This window comes from Roseomonas sp. BN140053 (genome assembly GCF_047690175.1).
Classification (GTDB): domain Bacteria; phylum Pseudomonadota; class Alphaproteobacteria; order Acetobacterales; family Acetobacteraceae; genus Roseomonas.
The window spans coordinates 48,991-74,036 of record NZ_JBLLEB010000004.1; the positions used below are offsets into that span (position 1 = coordinate 48,991).

The following is a 25,046-nucleotide window of genomic DNA, read 5'->3' on the forward strand; positions in this document are numbered from 1 at the left end:
CCTGCGACCTTCCCCACGCGATGGCCGACCTGCCGCCCGATGCGGCGTCGCCCGTGACGCGCCGGCACGGCTGCGCGGCGGCCGCAACCCCGCCGTGTGGCGGCGGCGCGCTCCGCCCTCGCCGGACGGTTCCGGGCGCCGGGCTTCTGCTCTAGACGGCAGCGGATGCGCCTCCTGCGAAGCCTGCTGCTCCTCCTGCTCCTGCTCGCGCTGGGCGCGGGCGGTGCCGCCTGGTGGGGGTGGCAGCGCTTCGGCGCCCCCGGCCCGCTGGCCGAACCCACCCCCGTCGTGGTGCCGCGCGGCGGCACCGGCGCCATCACCGACGCCCTGCGTGAGCGCAACGTGATCGATGACGCGCGCGCCTTTTCCCTGGCCGCCTGGGTCACCCGCGCGGAAGGCCCGCTGCGGGCGGGCGAATACCTGTTCCCCGCGCACGCCTCGCTGCGCGACGTGCTGGAGGTGCTGCGCCGCGCCCGCCCCGTGCAGCGCCGGCTGACCATCCCCGAAGGGCTGAACGCCCGCCAGATCGCCGCCCTCCTGGACCGCGCCGAGGGCCTGACCGGCGAAACCCCCGCCCTGGACGAGGGTGCGGTGCTGCCCGACACCTACAGCTACCAATGGGGCGACGCGCGCACCCCGCTGCTGCGCCGGGCCGAGCGCGCCATGGACGCCGCCCTGGCGGAAGCCTGGGAAGGCCGCGCCCCCGACCTGCCCCTGGCCTCGCCGCGCGAGGCGCTGATCCTGGCCAGCATCATCGAGCGCGAAACCGGCAAGCCCGAGGAGCGGCCGCGCGTGGCGGGGGTCTTCATCAACCGCCTGCGCCGCAACATGCCGCTGCAATCCGATCCCACCGTGGCCTATGCCGCCGCCGATGGCGGCGTGCTGGAACGCGCCCTGACGCGGGCCGACCTGGACCGCGACCACCCGTTCAACACCTACCGCAACCGCGGCCTGCCCCCCGCCCCCATCGCTGCTCCCGGCCGCAACAGCCTCCGCGCGGCCACCCGGCCCGACGTCACGGAGGAGCTGTACTTCGTGGCCGACGGCAGCGGCGGCCACGCCTTTGCCCGCACACTAGACGAGCACAACCGCAACGTCGCCCGCTGGCGCGCCCGCAACGCCGCCGCCGGTCCTGCCGCCCCCGGAGCCCCCGCGCCGCCTGCCACCCCCGGAACGCCCGCGGCCTCCGCCGTGCCGGCAGCACCAGCAGCGCCCTAGCGCCCCTAGCCGCCCGCAGCGCCCCTAGCGCGGCGGCGTGCCCCGGCGCAGCGCTGGTGCCTAGCGTGGCGGCGGCGCGGCCGGCAGCGCGGGGCTGGTGGCCGCCGCACCCGCGGCCCCCGGGGCCGCACTCGCGGCCCCCGGGCTGGCGGCGCCCAGCAGCCGCAGCAGCGCCGCCATCTCCTCCGGATCGGTGACCCGCTGCGTCGGCATGCGGGTGCCGGGGGTCACCACGTCGGGGCCACGGGTGAACAGGTCCGCCACCGTGTCGGGCGTCCACAGGATGTCGCCCCGCGCCAGCCGCTCGGAATACGCGTAGCCCGGCAGGCTGCCCATGCGGCGGCCGAACACGCCCCCCAGGTGCGGCCCCGCGCGGGGGACCTCCGCCGCGTCCAGCGCGTGGCACACGGCGCAGGCGCGAAAGGCCCGGGCGCCGCGCGGGTCCGCCGCCAGGATCCGCGCTTCCGCCGAGGCGCCCGCCACCGGCCCGGGCCCGTCCAGCGCCTGGCCGCCGCGCACCGCCCAGCGGCGCACCCGCCCGTCGCTGCCGCCGGTCCAGGCCGTGCCGCCATCGGGCGACAGCGCCACGGACCAGACCGGCCCGCCCTCGCCCGCCAGGGTTTGCCGCAACCGCCCGTCCGGCAGGGACCAGAGCGTCACCACCCCCGGCAGCGAGGCCGCCGCCAGCAGCCTCCCGTCCGGCGTGGCCGCCAGCGCCGTCACCGGCCGCGTCCCGGCGGCCAGCTCGCGCCGCCGGCCGTCCGGGTCCAGCAGCACCAAACCCCCACCGGCGGTGCCGACCACCAGCAGGTCTCCCGGCAGCGGCAGCAGCGCCGTGACCGGCAGGCCGAACTGCGCCAGCACCTCCACCCCGCCCTCCGGCCGCCAGAGCCGCACCATCCCCTCCGCCCCGGCCGCCACCGGCTGACCGTCGTCGCGCAGGGCCAGCGCCGTGGCCGCGCCCGGAACCAGCCGCCGCACCTCACCCGTGCCGAGGTTCCGCAGCCGCAGCTCGCCGTCCCGCCCGCCCGAGAACAGGGTGGCCCCGCGCAACGCCAGGGCGGCCACCGGGGCGCCGGCGGCCTCCAGCCGCCGCGGCGGCGCCTCCGGCCCGATGGCGGGCCAGAGGATCACCTGACCATCCTCGCCGCCGCTGGCCCAGCCGCCATCCGGCAGGGGAAGCGCCGCCGTCACGCCGCCGGAATGCGCCAGGACGGCGCGCGGCGGACCGCCTGGACCGCGCGGCGGCGCCTCCGGGCCGTTTCCGGGAACACCGTCCGGGAAGGCACGTCGCGGCGCCGGCGCGGCTTCCGCCCCGGCCGGCACCGCCTCCTGCACCACCAGCCGGCCATCGAAGCCGCCCGACAGCAGCCACGCACCATCCGCGGACAGCGCCAGGACCCGCACGGGGCCGCCATGCAGGACGGGCTGCGCCCAGGTGGGCCAGGCGAGTGCCAGCAGCAGGATGGTCAGGGCGATCCGCATCGCCGGCACCTTGCCAGTTCCTGCCCGTCCCCGCTCCTCCGCCAGCGCCGGGCATCTAGACGAACCGGGCCTGGCACCGGCACGACGCGGTGCCCTGTGGGCCGCACCCGCCCGCGCAATTGCCGCACCGGAGGGACTCCGCGCGCGCGGAGTCCCTCCGGCTTTCGCGGCGTTAGCGTTTCGAAATGCTCGGTGCATAGCCACAACGCCGTCGACACGCCGCCCAGGAGATTGCGCGACCCGGCCCGGCCCCCATCATCCCGCCGACTGGGTTAGTTTCATCTCCCAATGGTTTCGGCGCCGGGTAATTCTCGCAAGGCGTTCACGCCGCCCTCCCTTTGCGCGGAGATGGCGTGGTGCTTTGCGAAATATCGCCGAAGCCGGACCATCCCGCCCCGCAACACGAGGATTGAGAATGTCTTTTCTGCCCACACTGGCACCCGAATCGCCCGACAATCTTTTTCTGTCCACGTCCCGCCGCGATCCGCGCAGCGTGATGGAGGAACGCCTGCCGCAATTCCTCCAGCCCTTCCTGACCTGGCTCACCGCGAAGCCCGCCCCGGGCGAGGAGATGCCGGAACGTCCCGCCACGCGCTTCGTCACCGAAGCGCTGGTCTGGACGCTGGCCGGCGCCCTCATCAGCGCCCTGGCGCTGCGCCTGCAGATGCCGCTGCCGGTTGCCGGGCTACTGCTGTTCCTGGGCCTCACCGCCACCTCCTCGGGCCTCGGCGTGTTCCAGGTCGTGATCTTCCACCACTGCTCGCACGGCACCGTATTCAAGTCGCGCGAGCGCAACCGCAGCGTCGGCCGTCTCGTCTCATCTCTGCTCCTGTTCAAGCGTTTTGAGGATTATCAGCGCGAGCACATGCTGCATCACAGCGCCAACAAGCTGCTGACGGAGGAAGACGAGTTCACCGGCTTCGTGTTCGGCATCTGCAAGTTGGAACCCGGCGTCTCGAAGTCCGAGCTGTGGCGCCGCGTGGCAATCAACCTCGTCTCCCCCGCTTTCCACGGCCGCTTCCTGTTCAAGCGCATCAAGTCCGCGATGTTCGGCGGTGACCGCCGGCACGACTGGACCAGCCGCTTGGCCTGGGGCGGCGCCTTCGCCCTCGCCGCCGTCACCGGCACGATGACGGAGTTCCTGGTGGCCTGGGTGCTGCCGGTGACCGTGCTGCTGCAGATCGCCACCGTGTTCCGCATCCTCTGCGAGCACCGCTTCCCCGAGGTCGAGCTGATCGCCGCCCGCGGCAAGGCCTTCGTCTGCGCCTCCACCACCGGCGTGTTTCCCGGCGCCATGCCGCCCGACGAATCCGCGGCCAGCCTGCGCGGCGCCGTGCTCTGGGCCGGCTGGTGGCTGAACACGCTGACGATCACGATGTTCTCGCGGGTCTTCGTGATGGTGGGCGACGCGCCCTGCCACGACTACCACCACCGCCGCCCCGCCAACCGCAAATGGACCAGCTACGCCCACGCCCGCCAGCAGGACTCCGACGCCGGCTCGCCCGGCTTCCCGGCCGGCTACACGGAGAACTGGGGCCTGTTGCGCGCCGTGGACCGCAACCTCGCCACCCTCGCCGCCACCCCGCCGGGCATGGTCGCCTGAGCGCGCGAGCCTTCGCCGGTGGGCGGGCGGAGTCCGGGGGCGGGTGGGGCCGTTGCTCCCTGGTGTTCGGGCCTGGACCAGAGGGGCTCTGCCCCTCTGGACACCCCGCGAGGAGCTTAGGCTCCTCGACCTCATGAGTGCCTCCGGCGGGGGCGGGATGACAGGCGGCCGTCATAATGGACCGCGCTGTCCAACCCGCCCCCGCCGGAGGCACTCAACGTGGGGTCCGGGGAGTTCGTAACTCCCCGGCTCGGGACAAAGGCTTCGCCTTTGCCCTGGGGTCCAGGGGCAGCGCCCCTGGCCAACGCCAGACCGCCAGAGAGCAACCGCATCACCAGCCCTTCCGGGAAACCCGCCGCCCTCCCGGCACCGGCTGCCGCCCTCGCGCGCCACGGCCGGACGGGAGGGCGGCACGTTGACGGGCGGGCGCTGATTGGTTGGTATCCAGCCGGCCTGGCTGGGCAATCGGGTGTGCGCGCGTCCCGGCCGCGGGGGATGCGATGGTGAATGGCAGCGGCTGGCAGTTCTGGATCGACCGCGGCGGCACCTTCACCGACATCGTGGCGCGCGCCCCGGACGGCACGCTCACCACGCACAAGCTGCTCAGCGAGAACCCCGGCCGTTACCGCGACGCCGCGGTGGCCGGCATCCGGCAGGTGCTGGGCGTGCCGCCCGGCCAGCCGATCCCGCGGGGCCTGATCGACGCGGTGAAGATGGGCACTACGGTGGCCACCAACGCGCTGCTGGAGCGCAAGGGCGCGCGCTGCCTGCTGCTGGTGAACCGCGGCTTCGCCGACGCGCTGCGCATCGGCAACCAGGCGCGGCCGCGGCTCTTCGACCTGCAGGTGACGCTGCCCAGCCTGCTCTACGAACGCGTGGCGGAGATCGGCGGCCGCGTGGCGGCGGACGGCGCGGAGGTGGAAGCGCTGGACGAGGACGCCGCCCGCGCCGCCCTGCGCGACGCTCGCGCCGCGGGCATCGAGTCCTGCGCCATCGCGCTGATCCACGCCTGGAAATACCCGGCCCAGGAAGCCCGGCTGGCGGAACTGGCGCGCGAGGCAGGCTTCCCGCAGGTTTCGGCCAGCCACGCGGTCAGCCCGCTGCTGGGCCTGATCCCGCGCGCCGACACGGCCGTGGTGGACGCCTATCTCTCGCCGATCCTGCGCCGCTACGTGGAAGGCGTGGCGGCGGAGCTGGGCGACACGCGGCTGTTCTTCATGCAGTCCCACGGCGGGCTGACGGAGGCCGCGCGCTTCGGCGGCAAGGACGCCATCCTGTCCGGCCCGGCGGGCGGCATCGTCGGCGCCGCGCGCACCGCGGCGATGGCGGGGCTGCACGACATCATCGGCTTCGACATGGGCGGCACCTCCACCGACGTCGCCCTCTACGCCGGCGGCTTCGAGCGCGCCTTCGACACCGCCGTCGCGGGCGTTCGCATCCGCGCGCCGATGATGGCGATCAACACGGTGGCCGCCGGCGGCGGCTCGATCCTGCGCTTCGACGGCGCCCGCTTCCGCGTCGGCCCGGAAAGCGCCGGCGCCGATCCCGGCCCGGCCGGCTACCGGCGCGGCGGGCCGCTCACGGTGACGGACGCCAACATCTGCGTCGGCAAGGTGCAGCCGGCGCATTTCCCGGCGATCTTCGGCCCCGCCGGCGACCAGCCGCTGGACGCGGACGCGGTGCGGCACGGCTTCGCCGCCCTGGCGGCGGACGTGTCGCGCACCACCGGCCGCCCCCAGGATCCCCGCGAGGTCGCGGAAGGCTTCCTGCGCATCGCCGTGAACAACATGGCCAACGCCATCCGGCAGGTGTCCACGCAGAAGGGCCACGACCTGTCCCGCTTCGCGCTGCAATGCTTCGGCGGCGCCGGCGGGCAGCACGCCTGCCTGGTGGCCGACGAGCTGGGCATGGACACCGTGTTCCTGCATCCCTTCGCCGGCGTGCTCTCGGCCTACGGCATGGGGCTGGCGGACCAGACCGTGCTACGCGAGCAGGCGGTGGAGGTGCCGCTGGACGCCGCGGCGATCCCTACCCTGCGCGAACAGGCCGAAGCCCTGGCCGAGGACGCCGCGCGGGTGCTGGCCGAACAGGGCGCCGACCCGGCCCGGGTGGAACGGCGCCACCTGCTGCACCTGCGCTACGCCGGCACGGAAGCCTCGCTGGCCGTGGAGCTCGGCGAGTTGGACGCGGTGCTGGCGCAGTTCACCGCCGCGCACCGCGCCCGCTTCGGCTTCGCCACGCCGGAACGCCCCGTCACTGCCGGCGCTGTCGCCGTGGAGGTCACGGCCCGCGGCGAGCCCGTCACCGAAGCCGCCCCGCCCCCGCGCAGCGAGGGCACGCCGACGGTCATCGACCGCGTCCGCGTCTGGAGCGGCGGGCGCGAGCACGACACCCCCGTGCTGGCCCGCGAAACCCTGCGCCCCGGCGACAGCATCCCCGGCCCGGCGCTGATCCGCGAAAGCACCGCCACCACCGTGGTGGAGCCCGGCTGGCGCGCCGAGGTGACGCCCCGCGACCACATGATCCTGCGCCGGGCGGAACCGCGTGCCACCGCCGTCGCGGCGGAGGGCGGGCGCGCCGATCCCGTGCTGCTGGAACTGTTCAACAACCTCTTCATGAACGTCGCCGAGCAGGCCGGGGTGGTGCTGCAGAACACCTCGCTCAGCGTCAACATCAAGGAACGGCTGGATTTCTCCTGCGCGGTGTTCGACGGCGCAGGCAACCTCGTGGCCAATGCGCCGCACGTGCCCGTGCATCTCGGCGCCATGGGGGAGAGCGTGCGGACGGTGCTGCGCCGCCGCGGCGACACGCTGAAACCCGGCGACGTGGTGGCGCTGAACGACCCCTCCAACGGTGGCACCCACCTGCCCGACGTCACCGTGATCACCCCGGTTTTCGCCCCCGACGGGCGGGAGATCCGCTTCTTCCTGGGCAGCCGCGGCCACCACGCCGATATCGGCGGCCTCACCCCCGGCTCCACCCCGCCGAACTCCCGCACGCTGGAGGAGGAGGGCGTGGTGATCGACGACTTCCTGCTGGTGGATGGCGGCGTGTTCCGGGAAGCCGAGTTCCGCGCGCTGCTGCTATCGGCGCGCTATCCCGCGCGCAGCCCGGACGTGAACGTGGCGGACATCAAGGCGCAGGTCGCGGCCAACGAGAAGGGCGCGGCGGAACTGGCCCGCGTCGTGGAGCGCTACGGCTGGGACACGGTGCGGCGCTACATGCAGCACGTCATGGACAATGCCGAGGAGAGCGTCCGCCGCGTCATCGACCGGCTGGAGGACGGCGCCTTCAGCTACACCATGGATGACGGCACGCCGCTGCGCGTGCGCGTTTCCGTGGACCGCGCTGCCCGCAGCGCCACGGTGGATTTCTCCGGCACCGGGCCGCAGCGGCCCAACAACTTCAACGCGCCGCTGGCCGTGACCTATGCCGCCACGCTCTACGCCTTCCGCTGCCTGGTGGGCAGCGACATCCCGTTGAACGAGGGGTGCCTGAAGCCGCTGCACCTGATCATCCCGCCCGGCAGTTTCCTGGCGCCGCGGTCCGGGGCGGCGGTGGTGGCGGGCAATACGGAAGTGTCGCAGGCCGTGTGCAACGCGCTGTTCGGGGCGCTGGGCGCCGTGGCCTCCGCCCAGGCCACCATGAACAACTTCCTATTCGGCGACGCCACGCGCCAATACTACGAGACCATCTGCGGCGGCACCGGCGCCGGTCCCGGCTTCCCCGGCACCGCCGCGGTGCAGACGCACATGACCAACACTCGCATGACCGACCCGGAAATCCTGGAGCTGCGCTTTCCCGTGCGGCTGGAGGAATTCTCCATCCGCCGCGGCTCGGGCGGTGCTGGCCGTTGGCAGGGCGGCGACGGCGCGACGCGGCGGCTGCGCTTCCTGGAACCCATGACGGCGGTGATCGTGGCCTCCCGCCGCCGCGAAGGACCCTTCGGCCTGGCGGGCGGCTCGGCCGGCGCGGTGGGACTGCAATGGGTGGAACGCGCCGACGGCTCGCGCGAGGCGCTGGGTGGCACCGACCGGGCGGAACTCGCGCCGGGCGAGGTCTTCGGCATCCAGACGCCCGGCGGCGGCGGCTACGGCTGAGCGCCCGCGCCGCCCGCGTCAGACGCGCGGCAGCGGGGTCACCACACGTCGGGCTCTTCCGGCACGGGCTCGCCGGGCGTGTGCGGCGACCAGTGGGACGGGCGTACCTCCCGCGGCGGGTCCTCCGCCGTGACCCAGGTGTCGTAGCCGGCGACCTGCCCGGGCTGCGGTCCGGCCTCCGTGGCCACGAAGCGGGTGTAGCCCAGCACCACCCCTTCGCCGTCGTCAAACAGCCAGACCGGATCGGGGGAGAATTTCGGGACGGTGTCGATGGTCTGCCATCGGATCATCGGGGAAACGCCTCTGCAGTCGGGCGGCGGAGCCGGCCCGGGGGGACCTGCCCAGAACGGCATGCCGCGGCCGGAGTTTGCCGCGACCGCACGGGCACCGGACCGGACCCGCGCCGGCCGGAAGCCGCCGCAAGGGCGAAGCGGGTCCGCGGCCCCCGAGCCGGAACGGTTCCCGGGCCGGCACGTTCAGCCCGGAGCCGGTTTTTAGCGGTAGCTCCCCGCCGGCTGCGCCGGGCCGGACACCGGCAACGGCATCGCCAATTGTCCCGGCACTTCGTCCGGCTCCTCGTCCGCGCCGCCCTCGGGCAGCACCGGCCAAGCCAGGGCGCGCAGCAGCCCGCGCGGTGGCACGGCGACCGGCCGGCGCGCGTCGCGCGGCCCACATGCCTCGGGCGCGTCCCGCGACCCGGGCGGCCGCTGCGCCACCAGCGCACCCACGGTGCGGGCCGCCTCGCGCTCCACCAGGGGCAGCGGCCAAGCCGGGTGATGGTCGCGGAACAGTTCCACCGCGGCGGCCCAGGCGAGGCCCTCGGGGGCGCCTCGTGCCAGTTCCCGGCGGAACAGCGCGGCGGCCGCGCGGGCCGCCAGCACGTCGAGCGAATCGGGGGGAGGAAGGGTGTCGCTGGCCATGGGCGAAGGCTAGCGCAGACTGGAACATTAAGGGAACATCAATCTGTCCTCGGGACCCCCAGCACCCGCGGCCAGGGGTGCGCCGCGGGACGCCTCCCCGGCCGCGGGACGGCGTTCTAAGCTGCCGGCGCCCCCCCGGCGGGGCTCGCGAAACGGAGGAAGCCGCCATGGCCAGCCAAACCAGCCCGGCGCGGGGCCCGATGCCCCGCGCGGACACCGTGGGCAGCCTGCTGCGCCCGGCGGTGCTGCACCAGGCGCGGCACCGCTTCGCCGCCGGCGAGATCGATGCCGCGGCCCTGCGGCAGGTCGAGGACGCGGCGATCCGCGAGGTCGTGCGGCTGCAGGAGGAGGTCGGCCTCCCCGTGGTGACGGATGGCGAGTTCCGGCGGGAAAACTGGTGGATCGACTTCGTGTCCCGGCTCCGCGGCGTCGAGATCCGCGACGGCGCCAGCCCCTCCGCCGGGAGCGGCCCGGCCACGGACGAGCACGGCCACGACCACGACCACGGGCATGACCATGGTCATGCCCAAGGCTACGTGCCCAAGCAGGTGCTGACGGTGTCGCGCATCGGCGCGGACGGCCCGGTCACCGTGGCGGACTACGCCTTTCTGGCCGCGGCGACGGACCGGCTGGCCAAGGTCACCCTGCCCTCGCCCACCCGGCTGCACTTCCACGGCGGGCGCGGCGCGGTGTCGCGCGACGCCTATCCGGACATCGAGGAATTCTTCGCCGAGGTCGCCGCGCTGTACCGGCGCGAGATCGCGGCGCTGGAAGCCGCGGGCTGCCGCTACATCCAGATCGATGACCCGATCCTGGCCTATTTCCTCAGCCCCCGCATGCGCGACGGCGTGCGCGCGGAAGGCGACGATCCGGACGCGCGGCTGCGGCGCTACGTCCGGCTGGTCAACGACTGCATCCGCGACCGCGCCCCGGACACGCGGGTCGGCATCCATATCTGCCGCGGCAATGCGCGCAGCCTCGCCTTGTCCGAAGGGCCCTATGACGGCCTGGCGGAAGCCTGCTTCGGCGAGTTGGCGGCCGACCGCTTCCTGCTGGAATACGACGACCCGCGCTCCGGTGGCTTCGAGCCGCTGCGGCTGATCCCGCGAGGCAAGGAGGTCGTGCTCGGCCTGGTCACCACCAAGCATCCCGGGCTGGAAAGCAAGGACGCGCTGAAGCGCCGCATCGACGAGGCCGCGCGCTTCCTCGACCCCGAGCAGATGGCGATCAGCCCGCAATGCGGCTTCGCCAGCGTGGTGGAGGGCAACGCGATCGGCCCGGCGGACCAGCTCGCCAAGCTGCGGCTGGTGGTGGAAACGGCGCGGGAGGTCTGGGGCGGCTGAACGGCCGGCACGTCGCCATCCGCACCGCAGCCCCGCGGCCGGGAGCGGCCGCCCCTTGCACCGGAACGTCCCCGGCCCCCCGCCTCCCCGCGAAGGCCGCGGCTTGGCGTTGCCCCGCCGCTGGGCGACCATGCGCCGCGCCGGAGGAGATCAACCGATGCGCGCGCCATGCCGTTCGACCTGGGGCCTGCTCGCCCTGCTGGCCGCCTTTCCCGCCAGCCTTCCCGCCCTGGGCCAGACGCCCTCCCCCACCGAGGCGGGCGGGGTGATCGCCGTGGGGGCGGAAGCCCGCCGCCGGCTGCCCGCCACCGTGTCGGACGCGGCCGTCACGATCGAGGTGCACGGGCGCGACATCCGCGCCACCGCCACCGCCCTGGCGCAGCGCTCGCAGACCCTGCTGACCTTCCTGCGCGCCCAGGGGGCGGAGCGGCTGCGCACGGAGGAAACCGGCTTCGAGCCGGAGCTGCAGGAGGTGCGCGGCCAGCCCGACCGCATCAAGGGCTACACCGGCCGCGGCACGGTGTCCTTCCGTACCCTGCCGGACCGCCTGCCCATCCTGCTGTCCGGCAGCCTGGAGAACGGCGCCACCGGCCTGTCGCAATCCGGCTCCCTGCCGCGGGAGGAAGAAGTGGAGGCCGCACGGCAGGAACTGGCGGCGGAGGCGACCCGCACCGCCCTGGCCCGGGCCCGCGCGGTGGCCGCTGCGGCGGACGCGCGCGTGGCGGGCGTGGGCCGGATCGAGGTCGATCCCTCCGGCCTGCCGTCGCCCTTCGGCGACCCGGTGGCGATGCGGATGGAGCGCGCCCGGGCGCCGGTGCCGGCCATGGCCTCCGCGGCCGGGGAAGCGGAGGTTTCCGTGCGGGTGCTGGTCACCGTCCGGCTGGCCCCGGGCAGCGGCGGGGGCGGCGCGGGGAACTGAGCGCGCGTGGAGGCGGCACTCGGCCCGGTCCACTACGCCCTGGCGGTGCCGGCGCTCGGGCCGGCGGATCACCTCCGGCTGCAGGGCCTGCTGCTGCGCGCCGCGACCGGTCCCCGGCGGGGCTGGGGCAGCAACCTCGCCGGGCTCCTCGGCGGCAGCGTCGTGGGCGGCCTGGGCGGCTATCTCGCCGCCGCCTGGGACCTGCAGGCCGGGCTCTGGGTGGTCAGCACCCGGCACGCGGGCTGGAACTGGGAGCTGGATGGTCTGGGCGCTTTCCTGGCCGCGCTGGGCCTGGTGGCGGCCACGCTGCTGGGCATGGCGCTGTTGCTGCGCGGCCGGCAGCGGCGGGCACTGCGGGCTCTGCACGCGGCGGGCGGCGAGATCTTCGGCGCCCATGAGCTGCTGCTCGGCGAGGCCGGGCTGCTGTGGCGCAACCCGAGCCGGACGCTGTTCGTGCCCTGGTCGCGCCTGACCGGCGCGGCGCGGAAGGACGGGATGCTGTTCCTGCTGGCCGACCGGATCAGCGCCTTCTGGCTGCCCGAGGCACTGCTGGCAGGGCATCCCGACCGGCCGGGGATCGAGGCATTGCTGCGCCGGCACGTCGCCCTGCCGTGACCCGTCCCGCCCCGGCCGCGCGGCCCGGCCGCCTCGGGCTCGCCCTGCTGGCGGTGCTGTTCTACGGCCTGCGCTTCGCCGCCTCCTGGCTGGTGCTGGCGCGCGTCGGTGCGGACCGCTTCGACCCGCACGGCTTCGGCCTGCTGGGCGACGCGCTGCTGCTGGCGGTGCTGGCGCTGCCCCTGCTGGTGCTGCTCCGGTGGATCCTGCGCCGCCGCCGGCCCTGGCGCGGCCTGCTCGCCCCCGCCTCGGCGCCGGGCTGGACGGCGCTGTCGGTGCTGCTGCTCCTGCTGCTCGGGGCGCCCTTGCCGGGGCAGGTCTGGGCGCTGCTGCTGCTGCCGGTCGCGGCGTCCTGGCCCGTGCTGCTGGCCGTCCTGTTCTGGTTCGCGACCTGCGCCGCGCTGCGCGCCCTGGCCGTCGCCCCACCGGGGCCGGACCGGTGAGGCCGGAAGGGCTGCACGGGCCGACGGAGGACGACCGCTGCGCCCTGCGTGCCATCGCCGCCGCGCGGCGCGGCATGGCGCCGGCTCCACCGTCCTGGGCGGCGGACGAGGCGCTCGCCCTGGCGGCCGCTGACCGCCGCAACGGGTTCGCGGCGCGCGGCCTGGCCTGGCTGGCCTGGGCCTATAACCGGTCCCCGCTGCGCGAGGCCGTGGAGCTGTTGGACTGGCCGCCGCTGATCCTGGAAGGCGTGCTGCCGCCGCTCGGACGCTGGCTGGCCTTTCTTTCCCTGCCCGCCGATCGGGCCGCCGCCTACCGGCTGGCCGCGCGAAACGCCCCGCGGCGCAACTCGGGCTGGGCGGGGTGCCTGGTGGCACTGCCGGTCTGGGTGGAGGTCACCGCCCTGGTGCTCTGGGCCCTGACGGCGAGCGTTTCCGGGGGGTAGCCGGCACGCCGCCCGCAGGCGGCGCGCCGGTACCGGGTCGGGCCTTAGCCGAGCAGCGCGTCCGGCTGCAGCGAAAGGCCGTTCACCGCCAGCTGCTGCACGTAGCCCTGGCTCTCGGGAGAGTCGAGGAAGGACTGCACCACCTGGCCGCGGCTGCCGCCGCCGCTGAGGACGCTGGTGTAGTAGTCGATCTCCTCCGTGGTGCCGGCGCGCCCGAAGGCATCGCCGTAGAGCGACGTGACGAAGTCGGCGTCGCTCTGGCTGCCGTGCCGCTGGGCGAACTCGGCGCTGCCGGCAAAGGTCTCGCCCAGCTGCCCCGCGGTGATGGTGCCGTTGGCGATGCTGCCGGCCTGGAACTGCAGGCCCGCCGCCTCGCCCGACCGGCCGAGCGCGGTCAGATAGGCCCGCTCCGCCAGCAGCACGTTGTAGTCCGCCACCACCAGCCCGGCCGCCGCGCCGCCGACATCCGCGGCGATCGCCTCGGGCGCGCTGGCCACCTGCGCCAGCACGTCGGCCCGGGTCTGCCCCTCGCCGAAGGACTGCACGCGAACCGCGACCTCCTCCTCGGTGGCTTCGCGCCCGAGCAGGGCGGAATAGGCCGCCCGCACGAAGCCCGCATCGTCCAGGCCGCCCAGCCCGCCCGGGGCGCCGCCCGCCGCGGCAGCGTCCAGGAAGCCCTGTGCCACCGTGGCCCGCGCCGTTCCCTGCTCCAGCTGGCTGGTCCACAGCGCCAGGCCGGGGGCATCGCCTTCGCGGCCCAGCACGGTGTTGTAGAGCCGGTCCACGAAGGCCGCGTCGCTGGCCGCGGTGAACTCGACCCGGCCGTCCACCAGTTCGGCGCGCTCGATGTTGGTGAAGGTGGTCACGTCCGCGGCGCCGCGGCCGATGGAGCTGGCGCCCTCGGGCAGGCCGAAGGACACGGAAACGTCGCCGCGCCCGTAATTCGCGAAGACCAGCCGGTCGATGCCCGCGCCGCCGTCCACGGTGTCCAGCCCGCCGGTGGCCGTGATCACATCGTCGCCGCCGCGGCCCAGGATCACGTTGGCGGCCCCGTTGCCGCGCAGCGTGTCGTTGCCGTCACCGCCCGTGGCGTTCTCGATCACCACGCCGTTGGCGATGGTGTAGCCGCCGCCGATAAAGGCCGCGTAGCTCAGCACGCCGTAGCCGGTCTCGGAATAGTCCAGCGTCGCGGCGGTGAGGTCGATGATGACGTTGCGGCTGCCGGCGATGGCGTTGCCGTCCGCGTCCATCACGTCATAGCGGATCTCGTCGATGCCGCCGGCGTCCCAGATGCTTTCCCAGTAGGCGGTGTCGGGCTGGTAGATGATCGACTCCGGCACGCCCGCCTCGTTGGGCTCGCCGCGCACGAAGGGATGTGGGTCGTTGGAATCGGGCAGGATGTAGACGTTGTCTTCCGTCCGGTACGACATGTTGGCGCCGTACAGGTACTGGATGGCCGCGATGTCGTAGGCCATCGGCGTGGCCGCGAAGCCGTGGTCGAGGAAGAAGTCGTCGGCCACCGGGCGCTGCCGCGTCGGCACCACGTCCACGTGGCCCTGCTCGTCGAACTCGTAGCCGTGGATATAGGACATCACCGAGCCGAACATGTGGTTCAGCTCGAGCACGCCGAGCGAGCGCTGCCGCTCCGCCGAGGTGTCGTCCGAGGTGATGCCCGGGAAGTAGTTCGGCGCGAAGGCGCCGCTGCCGCTGTCATGCGGGTGCTTCAGGCCCAGCCCGTGGCCGGTCTCGTGGATAAAGGTGCGGTAGAAGTTGCCGCCCGGCTCCAGCTGGTCCGGGGACCACTGGCGGACGTTCACCGCCTCGAAGTTGTAGGTGCCGCGCGACTGCGCCGTGGTGCTGTTGCTGGGCAGGTTGTGCGAGGCGGAAACCGTGCCGCCGGCGGTGGCCTGGTCTTCCAGGCGCTCGAGGAACAGCGCATCGGCGGCGGTGTTGACCCGCACGAAGTCGACGTTGGCGACGTGCTCCCAGCCCTGGACGGCCTTTTCCCACGCTGCGGTCTCGAAGGGGCGCCAAGTATAGGCCGTGTTCCTGCCGTTGGCGTCCGTACCACTCAGCACGTCGAAGTAGTAGTTGATGACGAAGGGCGCAGTGTTCGGCGTGCCGTCCGGGTTGGGAGCGTTCACATAATGGCGTCCATTGTTGATGAACGCGTCGACGAATTCGTTGCCGCTCTCGGGCGACACGGCTGTCAGAGCCAAGGCTTTTTTCTCCGATACTCATCCATCAGCGGGGGAGGCTTTTGCCCTCCGTCCGGCGAATGGCATTCGCCAAACCGGGGCATCCTGGCCCCCGACCTCGCGTGCGGTCCAGCGCCGCGGGACGCCCAAAGGCAGCGGCGCTCCTATCTCACCGGAGTGTTACCGTTTGGATACATACAGTATAACATTACGTCATCCAGGGCCGGCTGCGCCGTGACAGGCCGGCCCGGATGACGGCCACCACCCCGCCGCTGCCCGCCCCACCCGCCGCGGCCGCGGAGCTGTTCCAGAACAGCCTGAGGCTGCTCCGGCAGAACCAGCTCCCGCAGGCCGAGCCGCTGCTGCGCGCGGCCCTGTCCCTGCAACCGGACTTCGCCGAGGCGCTGGGTACGCTGGGCTCCGTTCTCGGCGCGCTGGGCCGCCTGGCCGAGGCCGAGCCCCTGCTGCGGCGCGCCGTGGCGCTGCGGCCGCTGGGGGCGGATGGCTGGGGCAACCTGGGCAACCTGCTGCGCGACCTCGGGCGGCCGGCGGAAGCGCGCGACTGCCTGGGACGGGCACTGCAGCTGCGCCCGGACTACCCGGAAGCGCTGAACAACCTGGGTGCCGTGCTGCGCGACCTCGGCGAGGTGGCGCAGGCGGAGGAGTGCTTCCGCGCCTCGCTGCAACAGCGGCCGGACTTCCTGCCCGCGCGCGGCAACCTCGCCCGCTGCCTGGCGGCGCAGGGGCGGCGCCCGGAGGCCGCGGAGCATTTCCGCGCCGTGCTGAGCGCCGATCCCGGCGACGCGGCGGCCTGGACCGGGCTGGGCGAGGTGCTGCGCCGAAACGGCCGCCGCGCCGAGGCGGAAACCTGCCTGCGCAACGCCCTGCGCGCGCAGCCGCAGCTGCTCGACGCCTGGCTGGAGCTCGGCAACCTGCTGCTCGATGCCCTCCGGCCCGCGGAGGCCGCGTCCTGCTTCCGCCGCGCCGCGGAGATCGGCCCGCACGACGCGCGGCCGCGCCTGGGGCTGGGCATCGCCGCGGCCACTGCCGGCCATTACGAGGCCGCCGCCGCGCAGTTCGGCGCCGCGCTGGACCGCGATCCCGCGATGGCGGCGGCGCACAACTCGCTGGGCGACGCGCTGCGCAACCTCGGGCGCTTCGCGGAGGCCGAGAACAGCCTGCGGCGGGCGCTGCATCTGGCGCCGGACCTGGCCGAGGCGCAGGTCAACCTCGCCTTCACGCTGCTGCAGACCGGCCGCCACGCGGAAGGCTGGGCGGCCTATGAGCACCGCTGGCAGGCGATGCCCTGGGCGGCCACGCCCCGCCGCTTTCCGGGCCAGCGCTGGGGGGGCGAGCCGCTGTCCGGGCAGGCGATCCTGCTGCACGCCGAGCAGGGCCTGGGCGACACGCTGCAGTTCCTGCGCTACGCGCCGCTGTTTCCTGCCGATGTCCGGGTGCACCTGCAGGTGCCGCGGCCGCTGCTGCCGCTGGCGCGCGACCTGCCCGGCCTGCATGCCGTGCTCGCGGAGGACGACCCCGCGCCGGCCGTGGCCTGGCATTGCTCGCTGCTCAGCCTGCCGCACCACTTCGCCCAGGCCGGCATCCCGGCGCCGCCCTATCTCGCCGCGGATCCGGGGCGAACGGCGCAGTGGCGGGAACGGCTGGCCGCGCTGCCCGGCCTGCGGGTGGGGCTGAGCTGGGCGGGCAGCCCCACCCTGGCGGCGGATGCGCGCCGCTCGATCGGCCTGGAACTGCTCGACCCGCTGGCCGGGCTTTGCGGGGTGAGCTTCGTGTCGCTGCAGCGCGGCCCCGCCGCGGAGCAGGCGTCACGGCTGCGCCTCGAGCGCCCGGCGATGCGCGGCGACAGCTTCGACGACACCGCCGCGCTGGTGGCGGCGCTGGACCTGGTGATCAGCGTGGACACGGCGGTGCTGCACCTCGCCGGCGCGCTCGGCCGGCCGGTGTGGCTGCTGAACCGGCACGATGCCTGCTGGCGCTGGCAGCACGGGCGCGACGACAGCCCCTGGTACCCCACGCTGCGCCAGTTCCGGCAGCCGCGGCCCGGCGACTGGCCGGCGGTGGTGCAGGAACTGCGGGCCACGCTGGAGCGGGAAGCACGGCGTGCGGCCGGCGGGGCGGGGCCAGCCGACGGGCCCGGCGCCTGACGCCGCATCGCGTCGCCAGACCGCCAGACCGCCAGACCGCCAGACCGCCAGACCGCCAGACCGCCAGACCGCCAGGGAGGCGAAGCACTTTCCCACGGCGGTGTCCCGCCTCCCCCTCGTGGCCGGGCCTGCGGGTGCGGGGCGCGTCACCCCATTCCCGGCCCTTCCGAAGGGCAGCAGCCGCCCACCTTGCGCCCGCTTCGGAGCTTGGCCAGAGAGTGGCGGATGCAACCCAGATCGGAGAGTGGCGGCCCGGACCGCAACCAGGGCCTCGACCTCCTGCGGGCTGTTGCCATCCTGCTGGTGCTGGCCAGCCATTTCGGCCTTTACGCCGCCTCCGTGCAAACGGGCAGCGTGCCCCTCGTTTCCCTGCTGTCCGGCTTCTTCGGCGTGGAGCTGTTCTTCGTCCTCAGCGGCTTTCTGATCGGCAACCTGCTGCTGCGGATCGCCGGGCGCGGGCCGAACCTGCGCGACTGGGGCATCTTCCTGCTGCGCCGGGTGATGCGGACGGCGCCCGCCTACCTGACCTGGCTGGCGGTGCTGGCGGTGGTGATGCCCCCGGCGGCAAACCTGCCCGGCCACCTGCTGGCCTTCGCCACCGTCACGCAGAACCTCGCCTGGCCGATGCCGGCGGATAACTGGTTCGCCGTGTCGTGGTCCCTGACCGTGGAGGAATGGTTCTACCTGCTCTTCGGAACGGCGTTCCTGGCCGGCGCGGCGCTGCTGCCCCGCCGGGGGCCCTGGATCGTCCTGGCGGCCTTTCTGCTGTTGCCGCTGCTCGCGCGCGCCGCCGTGCCCGCCGACCTGCCCTGGGACACGGCGGTGCGAAAGGTCGCCGCGCTGCGGCTGGACGCCATCGCCTACGGGGTGCTGCTGGCTTGGCTGCTGCGCGGGCGGGCGGTGTCGCGCCGGGTGGCGGCGCTGGCCGGCGGCCTCGGGCTCGGGCTGCTGCTGGCGCTGTGTGCCGGGTGGCTGCGGCAGGACGCCTTCGACCTCAAGGACGAAGTGTGGCGGAGCGTGGTCTTCAACCTCACCTCCCTGGGTTTCGCGCTGTTCTTCCCGGCGGCGCTGCGGTGGTCCACGGCCCAGGGAGCCTTGCGCCACGTCATCCTTTGGCTGAGCACGCGGTCCTACGGCTTGTACCTGGTGCATTTCAGCTTGCTGGAGCTCGTGGCTCCCCTGCTCACCCCCGGCTTCCCGCTGGTGGTGTGGCTGCTGGAAATCCTGCTGGTCACGTTCCTGCTGGCCGAACTGTCCTGGCGGTTCATCGAGGCCCCCGTGCTCGCCCGCAGGCCGCGCCAGCCCGGAAGCACCGCTCCCGCATCGGTGGGAGCCTCCCCGGGGCACGACGCGATCCGCCTGGCTCCGGAAGGGTGACCGCGGATTTCCGTCCGGGAAGGGTCACCGGCCCTTCGCCCCACCCCACCCGGCAGTGCCGGCCGTCCTTCCCGCGGCGGCGAACCGGCCCAGCTTCCTGCCGATGCGCGCTTCCTGGTCCGTCAGCGCCAGGTCCGGCGCCCGGCCGGAATACCCGGCTTTCCCGGCCGCATACCCGGGATGCTACCCGGTCCGGCCAAAGCACCACGGCCGATGGGCGCAGGATTGCGGCCATGGAATGCCACGGCTGCGCTCGGCCACCGGTGGCTGGGACGTTCGGGGAAAGCCCGCGACGGGCTTGCTGGCGGAGAGGGTGGGATTCGAACCCACGGTAGGGTTGCCCCTACTCCGGTTTTCGAGACCGGCCCAATCGGCCACTCTGGCACCTCTCCGCGCCGCCCGGTTGCGCTTCCGCAGCCGGGCCGGGCGCGTATAAGGGCGGCAGCCCCCGCGCGCAACCACGCGCGCAATCCCCCTTGGCCCGTTGACGCGCAGGCGGCAGGGTCGCTATATGCGGCCCCTCGCGGTGGCACCCCTGGTGCGGCCGATGGCCGCTCGCGGCCCCCTTGTCCTACCAGCAGGCGTACCGATGACCTACGCAGTGATCCGCACCGGCGGCAAGCAGTACCGCGTTACCCCGAACGCCGTGCTCGTCGTGGAGAAGCTCGAAGCCGAGCCCGGTCAGACCGTGACCTTCCAGGACGTCCTGGCCATCGGCGGTGAGGCCGGCGTGACCCTCGGCGCCCCCGTGGTGCCCGGCGCTTCCGTCACCGCGACCGTGCTGGAACAGAAGCGCGGCGACAAGGTCATCATCTTCAAGAAGCGCCGCCGGCAGAACAGCCGCCGCAAGAACGGCCACCGCCAGCACATGACCGTGCTGCGCATCGGCGACATCGCCGCGGCCTGATCCAGACCACAGGAAACAGCAACCATGGCACATAAAAAGGCTGGCGGTTCCTCCCGCAACGGTCGCGACTCCGCCGGCAAGCGGCTGGGCGTGAAGAAGTTCGGCGGTGAGCGCGTGCTGTCGGGCAACATCATCGTCACCCAGCGCGGCACCAAGATGCTGCCCGGGCGCAACGTGCTGGTGTCGCGCGACCATTCCATCCAGGCCGTAGCCGACGGCGTGGTGAAGTTCGAGCGCAAGGCCGAGGGCCGGGTGCAGGTGTCCGTGGACACCCTGCCGGTCGCCGCCGAGTAAGCGCGCTCCCCGCATTTCTGCCCGCGCCGCGGCGCGTTTCTATGAGCGGGGGCCGAAAGGCCCCCGTTTGCGTTTCCGCCCTCCCCCGAGTACCCGCCCATGAAGTTCCTCGACGAAGCCAAGGTTTATCTGAAGGCGGGTGACGGCGGCGACGGCGTGATCGCCTTCCGGCGCGAGAAGTTCATCGAATTCGGTGGCCCCGACGGCGGCAACGGCGGCAAGGGCGGCGACGTGATCGTGGAAGCGGTGGACGGGCTGAACACCCTAATCGACTTCCGCTACACGCAGCACTTCCGCGCTCGCAAGGGTGGCAACGGCGCCGGCTCCGACCGCACCGGCGCCGGCAGCGAGGACGTGGTGATCAAGGTCCCCGTCGGTACGGTGGTGCTGGACGAGGACAAGGAAACCGTGCTCGCCGACCTCACGGAGCCCGGCCAGCGCGCCACCCTGTGCCGCGGCGGCGACGGCGGCCACGGCAACGCACACTTCAAGACCTCCACCAACCGCGCGCCCCGCCGCGCCGACCCGGGCTGGCCGGGCGAGGAGCGCTGGGTCTGGCTGCGCCTCAAGCTGATCGCCGATGCCGGGCTGCTCGGCCTGCCCAATGCCGGCAAGTCCACCTTCCTGGCGGCCGCCTCCGCCGCGCGCCCCAAGATCGCCGACTACCCCTTCACCACCCTGCACCCGCAGCTCGGCGTGGTGCGCCTCAACGCCTCGGAGGAGTTCGTCCTCGCCGACATCCCCGGCCTGATCGAGGGCGCGCACGAGGGCGCCGGCCTGGGCGACCGCTTCCTGGGCCATGTCGAGCGCTGCGCCGTGCTGCTGCACCTGATCGATGGCACCCAGGCCGACCCCGTCGCCGCCTGGCGCACCGTGCAGGGCGAGCTGGAAGGCTACGGCGGCGGCCTGGCCGACAAGCCGGAGATCGTGGCGCTGAACAAGACCGACGCCATGACGCCGCAGGCCCGCACCTCCCGCCTCAAGGCACTGGAACGCGCCACCGGCAACCGCGTGCTGCTGATCAGCGGCGCCTCGGGCGAGGGCGTGCCGGAGGCGCTGCGCACCTTGATGGACGCGGTCACCGCCGACCGGGCGAGGCGCGCTGGGTGACGGAGGGTGCCCATCGCGACACAGGAAGCCACCCGGCCTGCTCAGTCGATCTCGTTTGCCGCCAGGAACAACGCCTGTGAGAGCGTGTTGAAGAAGGCCTGAAAAGGAGCCGGGTCGGTCAGCGCCTGCAAATTGTGTTGTCCCGACGCCCGCACGGCAGTCCGCCCCCCGGACAGCGGACGCATCGTTACCGTGATACGCACTATGCCGTTGGATAGGCGCGTTGCACTGATGGTCCCCAGCCGATCGTCGGCCCTGTCCACAACGAAGCCGAGATCCTGCAGGGCAGAGATCGTGGCACGAAATACGGTGGACACGTCGGGCGTGTCGAAGGCCCGCGTCGAAATGGCTCGCTGGGCCAGTTGTGAGTTGGTGGTTGCCAGCACCTGGTCACGACTGTCCAGCTGACATCCGGCCGTATGCAGAACCGTCAGGAGGACGAAACACAGGCGGAAAGCGCGATCAGATTTCATGGGACGTCAGGAACGCTGATTGTTCGAGCTGCCGGAAGAAGGCCTGGTACAAAGCTGGATCATCGAGTGTCTCGGTCTGGCTTATCTGCCGGTCCGTGTTGATGACCACCCGCTGAAAGGTCACGCGCGCCGTGGATGCCCGCCCGTCCGGCACGGGACGCACCACGACCAGGACTCGGATGCGCTGATTGGAGTCCATGACCATGCGATGCTGGGTCCGGCTGGCGGCAGCCAGCATCACCAGAAGCAACTGCGTCGCCGCCTGCCCCGCCTCAACGGCATCCCGGTCCTTGAATCCCGTGACCAGCCCGGCCCCGGGACGGGTTTCATCGATCGTGAAGCCCAGATCCTGCAGCACGCTCACGGTGGATTGCAGCAGGAGCGTTTCATCGCGCGTATCGAAGCGGCGCGTCTGACGGGCGCGCTGCCCTGTAACAGCCTCGGTCGTCGTGAAGTAGGCGGCCTGCTGTTGCGGGAGGTTCTGGCACGCCGAGAGAGCGAGCAGCGGTCCAGCGCTGAAAGCCAGCCACCTCATCAGAAGCTGGTCGACCGATAGGAGAAATCCCTCACGCGGCTCTGCTCATCCAGGCGGATGATGATCGTCAGCGTGCGCTGCGACTGCCGGGTCGCACTGGCCGAGGAAACGGCGCCCAGGAACAGGATGTTCGCGCCACCCGCGCTACCGGAACTGACCGACTCGGTTCCGACGCGATCGTAGACCCACACCTCACGACGCCGCTCATCCGTCGTGACCATGTTTGGAGAGCCGAGAACGGCCACGACATCGCTGCTGGGCATGCCCACACGGATCTCCCGCTGGACCGTGCCGACTGTCAGCCGGTCACCGGTGCCGCCAGCGCCGACCTGGGCAGCGTGATCCGACGCGCTCTGACAGCCGGCGAGGATCAGGGCAAGGATCGGCACGCATCGGAGTGCGCGTCGCATGCTCATCGAACGGGTTCCTGTTGTCGGTTGGACGATGAAGGCTGGGAAACGGGCGGAGCTGCTTGCGGGGTGGGCGATGCGGACGTCGGCAGTGCCGGCTGCTCCGGCGCATCCGTTCCGGCGGGCAGAGCAAAGGCCTGCGTCCCCAGGGTACCGGCAAGCGGGGCAAAGAAGTTCTGCTGATAGAACTCCGGCACATCGACCTGTTGCTGCGTGCTGATCGACATGGCCACCGCGGCATTGGCCCGCACGACCATCGCCGAAGGCGTACGGGGCTGCACAACAACGGTCATGTAGAGTCGGTTCAGCTTCACGGCACTGACCGTGCCGGCGGAAGGCTCCGCGCGTGTGACGCGGTAGCCAAGGTCGTGCAGCGTGGCGATGGTCCCGCGGTAAATGGTGCTCCTGTCACCATCGATGGTCCTGGACTGCATCGCCCTCAGTTCAACAGCGCTGCGGGCGCTGGGAATGAGTTGCATATCCCTCTGTTGTGGCGCGCAGGCAGCTGGGCCGACCAGCAGCAGTGCGACCGCGATCTTTCGCATCATGCGATCCCTCTCTGGGAAAGGCCGCTTCGCAGGAGACGGAAGAACTCCTCGTAGATGCCGGGCTCCTCCAGATTTTCGTACCGGGACTGGCCCTGGTTGTTCGTCACGGAACGCTCGAAGGAGGCACGCATCTCCGTACCCCCTCGATCGGGAACGGGACGGGAGGTGAGCACGACCCGGATCGTCTGGTTGGCATCCCAGGTAGGGGCAACGACCACGAGAAAGAACGCGGCAGCGATGGAGAGCGCGACGGCCGCCGCAACCTGTCCGGCTTCGGTGGCGTCGCGGCTCTTGCTCCCACCCAGAAAACCCGCATCGGGCGTGCTTTCTTCCACGGTGAAGCCAAGGTCCTGGAGGACCTGAGTGGCTTCCGTCAGCAGCAGAATTTCATCGCGGGTGGAGAAACGTGCGATCTGCATGGCGCGGAGTGCGGCTGCGTTGGCCGGTGCGGCTCCGATGCGCATCGCTGCGTCATTGTGGTTCACACACCCGATCAGCAACCCTGAAACCGACAATATTCCTAATCTGCTGACTTGACGACGCGAGACTCGAAGGTTCCGCAAAGCTACTACGCTCCCGATTTCGTTATCGACCGTCTCATATTTTGGGCAGTTTCGCAACCATGAGTTACATTCTCAGGCGATAAAACGGCATTTCCGAGGTGGACTGGACGCTTCCCTGCATGACGGTGCGTTCCTCCTTTCGCGTGCTCAGCACGCGAGGTAAGTCCGGCCGTGCTTCACGATCTGACCAAATTACGCCGCATCGTCGTCAAGGTCGGCTCCGCCCTGGTGGTGGACCCCGAGACGGCGACCCCGCGCGAGCCCTGGCTGTTTTCCGTCGCCGCCGACCTCGCCGCCCTGCGCGCCGGCGGGGCGGAGGTCATCCTGGTCTCCTCCGGCGCCATCGCCCTGGCCCGCCGCGCCCTCGGCCTCACCCAGCCCCGCCTGCGGCTGGAGGAGAAGCAGGCCGCCGCGGCGGTGGGGCAGATCCGCCTCGCCGGTGCCTGGCAGGCCGCCTTCGCCGCCCAGGGGCTGAACGCCGCCCAGCTGCTGCTGACGCTGGAGGACAGCGAGGACCGCCGCCGCTACCTCAACGCCCGCGCCACGCTGGCCACGCTGCTCTCGCTGGGCGCCGTGCCGGTCATCAACGAGAACGACACGGTGGCCACGGCGGAAATCCGCTTCGGCGACAATGACCGCCTCGCCGCCCGCGTCGCCGAGATGGTGCAGGCCGATGCGCTGGTGCTGCTGAGCGACGTGGACGGGCTCTACACCGCCGACCCGCGCCGCGACCCGCAGGCCCGCCACCTGCCCGAGGTCGCCGCGGTGACCGACGAGGTGATGGCGCTGGGCGGCGAACCGCCCCCCGGCTATTCCTCCGGCGGCATGCGCACCAAGCTGCTGGCGGCGCGCATCGCCACCGGTGCCGGCTGCGCCATGGCCATCACGCTGGGCACGGGACTGCACCCCCTGCAGGCCCTGGCCGAAGGCGCCCGCTGCACCTGGTTCTCCCCCGCCCCCGAGGGCCGCAGCGCCCGCAAGCGCTGGATCGCCGGCAGCCTCGCCCCCCTGGGCAGCGTGTCCGTGGATGCCGGCGCCGTGCGCGCCCTGGGTCGCGGCAGTTCCCTGCTGCCCGCCGGCGTGCGCGGCGTGTCCGGCGAGTTCAGCCGCGGCGACCCGCTCTCGGTCCGCGACGAAACCGGCCGCGAGATCGCCCGCGGCCTCTCCGCCTACGACGCCGAGGCCGCCGCCCGCATCGCCGGCCGCCGCTCGGAGGAGATCGAGGCGATCCTGGGCTGGCGCGGCCGCGACGAGCTGGTGCACCGCGACGACCTGGTGCTGCTGTAGGGAAGGTCGAGGGAGTGAACTCCCCCGAGCCCCCTCCTTCTTTCGGGAGTTTGGGGGTGCCTTTTGAGGCACCCCCAAACTCCCGAAAAT

The 25,046-nt window shown here is 72.7% G+C and carries 23 protein-coding genes and 1 tRNA gene; 14 read left to right on the plus strand and 10 right to left on the minus strand.

Annotated elements, in window-relative coordinates; all coding sequences use genetic code 11:
- The first annotated feature begins 165 nt into the window (after positions 1-165).
- Positions 166-1,218 (plus strand): endolytic transglycosylase MltG, encoded by a 1,053-nt coding sequence (gene mltG / locus ACLIBK_RS05835; RefSeq protein WP_415386294.1) that lies wholly within the window; start codon positions 166-168, stop codon positions 1,216-1,218.
- Between the two features lie 60 nt (positions 1,219-1,278).
- Here the strand turns inward: mltG and ACLIBK_RS05840 are convergent, their stop codons facing one another.
- Positions 1,279-2,703 (minus strand): c-type cytochrome, encoded by a 1,425-nt coding sequence (locus ACLIBK_RS05840; protein ID WP_415386469.1) that lies wholly within the window; start codon positions 2,701-2,703, stop codon positions 1,279-1,281.
- A 415-nt stretch (positions 2,704-3,118) separates the two neighbouring features.
- Here ACLIBK_RS05840 and ACLIBK_RS05845 point away from each other — a divergent pair, with 415 nt between their 5' ends.
- Positions 3,119-4,306, plus strand: coding sequence for a fatty acid desaturase (locus tag ACLIBK_RS05845; RefSeq protein ID WP_415386295.1), 1,188 nt, complete (start codon positions 3,119-3,121; stop codon positions 4,304-4,306).
- 500 nt (positions 4,307-4,806) lie between these two features.
- The gene (locus ACLIBK_RS05850) at positions 4,807-8,406 is read left to right on the plus strand and encodes a hydantoinase B/oxoprolinase family protein (RefSeq protein ID WP_415386296.1); all 3,600 of its coding nucleotides are present in this window, start codon (positions 4,807-4,809) and stop codon (positions 8,404-8,406) included.
- Between the two features lie 38 nt (positions 8,407-8,444).
- On the opposite strand, the gene ACLIBK_RS05855 is transcribed toward ACLIBK_RS05850, so the two are convergent.
- A complete protein-coding gene (locus ACLIBK_RS05855) occupies positions 8,445-8,696 on the minus strand; it encodes a hypothetical protein (RefSeq protein ID WP_415386297.1) in 252 nt (83 codons plus the stop codon).
- A gap of 204 nt (positions 8,697-8,900) precedes the next feature.
- Entirely contained in the window at positions 8,901-9,326 is a 426-nt protein-coding gene (locus tag ACLIBK_RS05860; protein WP_415386298.1) for a hypothetical protein, read from the minus strand.
- Between the two features lie 167 nt (positions 9,327-9,493).
- Here ACLIBK_RS05860 and ACLIBK_RS05865 point away from each other — a divergent pair, with 167 nt between their 5' ends.
- The 5 genes from ACLIBK_RS05865 to ACLIBK_RS05885 all read left to right on the plus strand — a co-directional run bounded on the left by ACLIBK_RS05865 (position 9,494) and on the right by ACLIBK_RS05885 (position 13,089).
- Complete coding sequence (locus tag ACLIBK_RS05865) at positions 9,494-10,669, plus strand: 5-methyltetrahydropteroyltriglutamate--homocysteine S-methyltransferase (protein WP_415386299.1); 1,176 nt, start codon at positions 9,494-9,496, stop codon at positions 10,667-10,669.
- A 157-nt stretch (positions 10,670-10,826) separates the two neighbouring features.
- Entirely contained in the window at positions 10,827-11,588 is a 762-nt protein-coding gene (locus tag ACLIBK_RS05870) for an SIMPL domain-containing protein (RefSeq protein ID WP_415386300.1), read from the plus strand.
- A gap of 6 nt (positions 11,589-11,594) precedes the next feature.
- On the plus strand, positions 11,595-12,203 hold the full coding sequence (locus tag ACLIBK_RS05875; protein WP_415386301.1) for a hypothetical protein: 609 nt from the start codon (positions 11,595-11,597) through the stop codon (positions 12,201-12,203).
- Entirely contained in the window at positions 12,200-12,646 is a 447-nt protein-coding gene (locus ACLIBK_RS05880; protein WP_415386302.1) for a hypothetical protein, read from the plus strand. The genes ACLIBK_RS05875 and ACLIBK_RS05880 overlap by 4 nt, the downstream gene beginning before the upstream one ends.
- Positions 12,643-13,089: a hypothetical protein gene (locus tag ACLIBK_RS05885; protein ID WP_415386303.1), complete on the plus strand. Its 447-nt coding sequence runs from the start codon at positions 12,643-12,645 to the stop codon at positions 13,087-13,089. Before ACLIBK_RS05880 ends, ACLIBK_RS05885 begins: the two co-directional genes overlap by 4 nt.
- Before the next feature lie 44 nt (positions 13,090-13,133).
- Here the strand turns inward: ACLIBK_RS05885 and ACLIBK_RS05890 are convergent, their stop codons facing one another.
- Positions 13,134-15,308, minus strand: coding sequence for a DUF4214 domain-containing protein (locus ACLIBK_RS05890; RefSeq protein WP_415386304.1), 2,175 nt, complete (start codon positions 15,306-15,308; stop codon positions 13,134-13,136).
- Between the two features lie 230 nt (positions 15,309-15,538).
- On the opposite strand from ACLIBK_RS05890, the gene ACLIBK_RS05895 reads away from it, so the two are divergent.
- The gene (locus ACLIBK_RS05895; RefSeq protein ID WP_415386305.1) at positions 15,539-17,452 is read left to right on the plus strand and encodes a tetratricopeptide repeat protein; all 1,914 of its coding nucleotides are present in this window, start codon (positions 15,539-15,541) and stop codon (positions 17,450-17,452) included.
- A gap of 225 nt (positions 17,453-17,677) precedes the next feature.
- The gene (locus ACLIBK_RS05900; protein ID WP_415386306.1) at positions 17,678-18,829 is read left to right on the plus strand and encodes an acyltransferase family protein; all 1,152 of its coding nucleotides are present in this window, start codon (positions 17,678-17,680) and stop codon (positions 18,827-18,829) included.
- Between the two features lie 302 nt (positions 18,830-19,131).
- Here the strand turns inward: ACLIBK_RS05900 and ACLIBK_RS05905 are convergent.
- Positions 19,132-19,221: transfer RNA gene (locus ACLIBK_RS05905), tRNA-Ser, on the minus strand.
- Positions 19,222-19,418: 197 nt separating this feature from the next.
- Between ACLIBK_RS05905 and rplU the strand changes: the two genes are divergently transcribed.
- From rplU to obgE, 3 genes are all read left to right on the plus strand, one after another.
- On the plus strand, positions 19,419-19,736 hold the full coding sequence (gene rplU, locus ACLIBK_RS05910; RefSeq protein WP_415386307.1) for a 50S ribosomal protein L21: 318 nt from the start codon (positions 19,419-19,421) through the stop codon (positions 19,734-19,736).
- Positions 19,737-19,760: 24 nt separating this feature from the next.
- The gene (rpmA, locus tag ACLIBK_RS05915) at positions 19,761-20,030 is read left to right on the plus strand and encodes a 50S ribosomal protein L27 (protein ID WP_415386308.1); all 270 of its coding nucleotides are present in this window, start codon (positions 19,761-19,763) and stop codon (positions 20,028-20,030) included.
- 99 nt (positions 20,031-20,129) lie between these two features.
- Entirely contained in the window at positions 20,130-21,140 is a 1,011-nt protein-coding gene (gene obgE / locus ACLIBK_RS05920; RefSeq protein WP_415386309.1) for a GTPase ObgE, read from the plus strand.
- Between the two features lie 41 nt (positions 21,141-21,181).
- Here the strand turns inward: obgE and ACLIBK_RS05925 are convergent, their stop codons facing one another.
- Genes ACLIBK_RS05925 through ACLIBK_RS05945 form a run of 5 tightly spaced genes read right to left on the minus strand, consistent with a single transcriptional unit; the run spans position 21,182 to position 23,591 of the window.
- Positions 21,182-21,613: a hypothetical protein gene (locus ACLIBK_RS05925; protein WP_415386310.1), complete on the minus strand. Its 432-nt coding sequence runs from the start codon at positions 21,611-21,613 to the stop codon at positions 21,182-21,184.
- Entirely contained in the window at positions 21,603-22,148 is a 546-nt protein-coding gene (locus ACLIBK_RS05930; protein WP_415386311.1) for a hypothetical protein, read from the minus strand. The genes ACLIBK_RS05925 and ACLIBK_RS05930 overlap by 11 nt, the downstream gene beginning before the upstream one ends.
- Positions 22,148-22,564, minus strand: a complete 417-nt coding sequence (locus ACLIBK_RS05935; protein ID WP_415386312.1) for a hypothetical protein — start codon at positions 22,562-22,564, stop codon at positions 22,148-22,150. Before ACLIBK_RS05935 ends, ACLIBK_RS05930 begins: the two co-directional genes overlap by 1 nt.
- Entirely contained in the window at positions 22,561-23,106 is a 546-nt protein-coding gene (locus ACLIBK_RS05940; protein WP_415386313.1) for a hypothetical protein, read from the minus strand. The genes ACLIBK_RS05935 and ACLIBK_RS05940 overlap by 4 nt, the downstream gene beginning before the upstream one ends.
- On the minus strand, positions 23,103-23,591 hold the full coding sequence (locus ACLIBK_RS05945) for a hypothetical protein (protein WP_415386314.1): 489 nt from the start codon (positions 23,589-23,591) through the stop codon (positions 23,103-23,105). Before ACLIBK_RS05945 ends, ACLIBK_RS05940 begins: the two co-directional genes overlap by 4 nt.
- A 249-nt stretch (positions 23,592-23,840) precedes the next feature.
- Here ACLIBK_RS05945 and proB point away from each other — a divergent pair, with 249 nt between their 5' ends.
- Positions 23,841-24,956, plus strand: coding sequence for a glutamate 5-kinase (gene proB, locus ACLIBK_RS05950; protein ID WP_415386315.1), 1,116 nt, complete (start codon positions 23,841-23,843; stop codon positions 24,954-24,956).
- The last annotated feature ends 90 nt before the right edge of the window (positions 24,957-25,046 follow it).